Consider the following 1,916-nt stretch of genomic DNA (forward strand, 5'->3'; position numbering starts at 1 on the left):
CTACGATCCGACTTCGACGCGCCCGATCGTGACCGGTGCGCGCCCGATGCGGCCCTGGGCGGCGACGACGCGCCCGATCGCGACCCGCTCGCGGCCCCGGGCGGCGACGGCGCGCCGCTCGATCTCGGGCTGCGGATGACCGACGCGACCCTGCGCGCGTTGCCGTGGGAGCTCGCGGCGCCCGCGCTCGCGGCGGTCGGGCTGCGGCTGTTCCGGCGTGCGCCGCGGGCGCGTGGGGAGGCGGCGGACCTGCGGGCGATCCAGGGCGCGCTCGCCCGCTGCGGCTTCCTCGGCGACCTCGCCCCGGACGGCGACCTCGGGCCACGGACGCGGGCCGCGCTCGTCGCGTTCCAGGCCGAGCACGGCTTGGCGGCGACGGGCGAGCCCGACGCGGTCAGCACGCAGCGGCTGCACGCCGCGGTGGCCGGGCGGGCGCGGGTGGTCGTCGTGCGGCCGTCGCATCGGGCCGAGCAGCGCTCGTATCGCGGGTCGCGGCACAGCGGCGTGCCGGTCGACTGGCTGTACGAGCGCGCGGGCTTCGAGACGGTCGTGCTCGACTCGCCCTCGGCGCGCCGGCTCGCCGACACGCTCGCCGAGCACCCGGCGGCGGTCCTGCACCTGAACGTCGGGCTGGTGGACCACCACGGCGCCCCGGCGCTCGACCTGCTCGGCGGGATCGTCGGCCGCGTCACGGGCACCGCGTTCGACGCGCTGCTCCCGCGCCACGCGCCGACGCCGCTGGTGGTCGTCGACACGCCCGCGCCGCCCGGCCGGGGCGAGGCGCTCACGCAGCTGCGGTTGCGCAACGGCTTCGCGGCCGAGCTGACCGCGGTCGGGACGGCGCGCGCGGTGCTCGCGACCGGCCTCGCCCGCTACCGGCGCCAGCAGCGGCTCTACGACGCGCTCGTGGGCGCGCTCGCGACCGGGGAGGACGTGCACACGACCGCCGCCGCGATCCGCTCCCGCGCGGGTGACGGCGTCGAGGACGCGCTCGCGTTCACGGCCTGCGCGCTGTTCGCGCGCACGCCGCACGAGCGGTTCCCGGCGCCGTGACGGCGACGGCGCACAAGGGCGTCGAGCTTGCCCACAAGCTCGCGGGCCTCGAGCACGAGCTCGCCTACTTCCGCGGTGAGGCGGCGGTAGGCGGGCGGCTCGAGAAGCACCACACGCAGGTCGACGCGGTCGCCGACGCGCTGGCCGTGCCGGTCCGCGACGTGCGCGCGTGGCTGGACACGCCCGGCGGGGTGGACGCCGAGCCGGCCGAGGCGATGATCCTCGCGCTGCACGGGCTCTGGGACCAGGTGCGCGGCTCGCTCGTGCTCCGCTACGTCGAGCACTTCGAGGACTTCCTGGTCGCCGCCGACGAGCTCGCGTTCCGGTGCTACGAGCCGGCGATCCGGCGCGGGGCGCCGTGCGAGCCGCCGCTGGTCGGCCTCGGCGGCGAGCTCAGCCCGCTCGCCCGGCCCCGCTCCGGCGCGCGGCGCGGCCTTCCGGTCGCCCTGATCGGGCTGCCGTGGTTCCAGCTCGAGCACCTGCCCGACCTGCCGCTGGTCGCGCACGAGGTCGGCCACGTCGTCGAGGCCGATCTGAACCTCGGCCCGGCGCTGGACGCGGCCGTCGCCGACGCGCTCGGACCGGACCACACCTGGGCGCCCTGGCGCCAAGAGGCGTTCGCGGACGTGTTCGCGACGCTGATGCTCGGCCCGGCCTTCACGAGTACGCTCGCGCACTACCTCACGGCAGGTGCGCCCGCCACCGGCGCGGCCCACCCGCCTCGGTCCGTCCGCCTGCAGCTGAGCGCAGCGACCCTCGCGCTGGCCGGCCACGTCACGCCGGCCGCTAGCGCCGCGCCGGCCTCGCCCGCTGCCGCCGGCCACGCCGTCGCCGCCCCGGCTTCGTCCGGTGCCGCCGGCCAC

General features: G+C 78.2%; 1 protein-coding gene and 1 pseudogene. Both read left to right on the top strand.

The features are described 5' to 3' along the window. On the top strand, positions 1-1,053 hold a 1,053-nt coding region (locus tag OJ997_RS36165; protein WP_270030333.1), incomplete at its 5' end, for a peptidoglycan-binding domain-containing protein. Continuing rightward, a pseudogene (locus OJ997_RS36170) lies at positions 1,050-1,916 on the top strand (hypothetical protein); the annotation flags it as partial. The gene OJ997_RS36165 and the pseudogene OJ997_RS36170, both read left to right, overlap by 4 nt.

This window comes from Solirubrobacter phytolaccae, from assembly GCF_027587195.1.
GTDB classification, from domain to species: Bacteria; Actinomycetota; Thermoleophilia; order Solirubrobacterales; family Solirubrobacteraceae; genus Solirubrobacter; species Solirubrobacter phytolaccae.